The organism is Hyalangium sp., assembly GCF_035629615.1.
Classification (GTDB): Bacteria; Myxococcota; Myxococcia; order Myxococcales; family Myxococcaceae; genus Hyalangium.
Genome location: NZ_DASPHO010000374.1, coordinates 1 through 2,416, shown reverse-complemented (window position 1 = coordinate 2,416; position 2,416 = coordinate 1). Strand labels below are relative to the sequence as shown.

Annotated in this window: 3 protein-coding genes; 2 read left to right on the top strand and 1 reads right to left on the bottom strand. The window is 69.5% G+C overall.

From position 1 onward, the window contains the following. Positions 1–227 (top strand): DUF5953 family protein (locus VD972_RS19195; RefSeq protein ID WP_324989049.1); only part of this gene is annotated, 227 nt, incomplete at its 5' end. 146 nt (positions 228–373) lie between these two features. Here VD972_RS19195 and VD972_RS19190 read toward each other — a convergent pair. Beyond that, the gene (locus VD972_RS19190; RefSeq protein ID WP_324989047.1) at positions 374–1,924 is read right to left on the bottom strand and encodes a hypothetical protein; all 1,551 of its coding nucleotides are present in this window, start codon (positions 1,922–1,924) and stop codon (positions 374–376) included. Positions 1,925–2,015: 91 nt separating this feature from the next. Between VD972_RS19190 and VD972_RS19185 the strand changes: the two genes are divergently transcribed. Continuing rightward, positions 2,016–2,416 (top strand): S8 family serine peptidase (locus tag VD972_RS19185; RefSeq protein WP_324989045.1); only part of this gene is annotated, 401 nt, incomplete at its 3' end.

Genomic DNA, 2,416 nt, shown 5'->3' with positions numbered 1-2,416 from the left:
TCGGATGGCTGAACTACTGGTCCGCCGCTGCCGCACAGGCCATTGGGTTCCCGGATCCATCGCACGATGCGGACCTACTCTCTCGGGCGCGGCGCACTGCGACGGGCGGGTGGGTCGTTCGGCTCATCGATTCGCCGCTTGATCTCGACAACCCCTCGCACCTTGAGGCGCTGATACGCGCGTATGAGCGCTTCCCGGAGATTGGCGGGCGCGTGACTCCCCGCTGAGTGCGGCTGCTTGGGGCTCGTGTGCGCACCACCGCGTGCCGCACGACGTGGGCCTCCACGCGGTAGAGGGCCAGGATGAAGTCCAAGGCCTGCTCGATAACACCCCAACTCGCGGGCTGAGCCCTGTTCCTTGGCCCCGGGGCCGTTCAGCCGCGCTGCTGGACTTCGAGCGCCTCTACCAAGGCTGCGATGGGCGATCCGGTGGGCTTTCCCGCCTGCCAGTCCGCAGGCGTCACTACGACGCCCGAGATGTCGAGGTGGACGAACGGCAGCTGCGAGCCTCGTAGCCCGGATGCCACGTCAATGAAGGCGAAGGGCCCCTGGTGTCCGCGTGCAGTGTCGACGCTGGCCAGACGGTTGCTCGACAGCACGTCCTCGGTCGGAGCCTTGGGGGCGATGAACTGGTAGTCCTCGCGCCGAGGCCGGGTGGACTCGAGCGGCTCGCCCAGCAGCTCGCCGGCTTCGGCCAGCGTCTGGATGAAACCCTCGGCCCGTGCCGGACCGTTCTCGATGGCGCCCACGTAAGGTCCGAACGCCCGGTAGACGTGGCCGGTCAGCGTCGCCACCGACACCAGGACAGAGGTGCCTGGCTCCGCCTTCTCCTTGAGCGCCGCGAGCAGGTCCGCCAGCACCAGGCGCCCCTCCGCGTCCGTGTTCCCGATGCGGACGCGCACCCCCGAGCGGGCCGTGATGATCTCATCGGAGACAAACGACTCCTCGCCGATGCTGTTGCGCACCATCCCCAGCAGCGCGATGACCCGCAGGCCTGGGATCTTTCGCTCGGCGAGGACACGCACCAGTCCCGCCACCGTCGCGGCGCCGCCCTTGTCACGAGACATGCCCGCCATGCCCCCGTTCGTCTTCACGTCCGCGCCGCCGGTGTCGTACGTGACGCCCTTCCCCGCCAGCAGCACGGTGCGCGTGACGGGGCCTTCCGGAACCAGCTCCAGGGAGACCACGCACGGCTTGTGGCGCTCCACGGCCATCGACGCCCGCGCAACGGCGGCAAGCAACGGATAGCCGGACACGTCCTTCTGCACCGTGACCTTCACCCCCGTGCCTGCAAAGGCCTCTTCGCAGTGGGCCGCGAACCGCAGCGGGGCAAGTCGCTCGGGACCACCTGTCACCAGGTCTCGGCACAGCGCCCTCCCCGTCTCCAGCGCATTGGCCCACCCGGCCGCCTGGCTCGACAGGTTCAGCACCGACAACTTGCGCAGCCGCGTCGGAGGCGCTCGGCGCGCAGGAGCCTCCCGCGCCTCCAGCGGCTCCCACGCCGTGGCCACCGAAGAGAGGGCGCAGACCTCCAGCGTGCGAGCAAACCGCTCTCCCTCCGGCACGGCGACGGCGAGCAGCGGATGGGAGGCCCCCGCAAGCACTGCCCGTGAAATCGCGGCGGCGCTCGCCTCCGACAGCACGCGGCAGTCGTCCGTGTCGTGGACGACAGGAGCGGTCGGCGCCAGGACAATCCTTCCACCGGGCGCGGAGGGGGCTGCCACGACGGTGGGCGCCGGGCTGCCCTCGGCCAGCGCCCGGTCCGCGGCGAGCGCGGCCTCCACCGCGCGCTTCCACTCGGGCGGCAGCCCCAGACCTTCCAACGAGGCCCTCAAGGGCGCGGGTGCCACCACCACCAGTGCGTCCGTCTCCTTCGCTGCCGCCGAGACCTCCGCGGCGCCTTCAATCAGGGGGATCGTGTTCACGGGCGGCACCATCCCATAGCTCGTATCGAGAGGAGACGAGGAAACCGCTGTAGCGACACCCGCGGACGACCGATATCCTAGGGACACCAACATGTCCGACATCCCGAAGCCCGCGGCTGCAGTCATCTACGGAGAGCGCCCCCTTACCGAGCAGGAACCCGCCGCCGTCTGGCCGCAAGGAGAGCCCGCAAAGGAGGAGATCCTCCCCGTCGCCAGCCGGCTCGCGGTCAACCCCCACTACCAAGGCCGCGGCGTCACCGTGGCGTTCCTCGACTCGGGATTCTACGCCCACCCCGATCTGATGGAGCCGCGCTGCCGCATCCGCCGCTACTACGATCTGATCAACGACCGGGAGGGCCTGGACCTCATCCGCACCCCGGACAACTCCATGTGGCACGGGATGATGACGTCCACCGTGGCCGCCGGAAACGGGTTCCTCTCGCAGGGGAGGTTCAAGTCGCTAGCTCCCGAGATGGACGTGGTGCTCGTCAA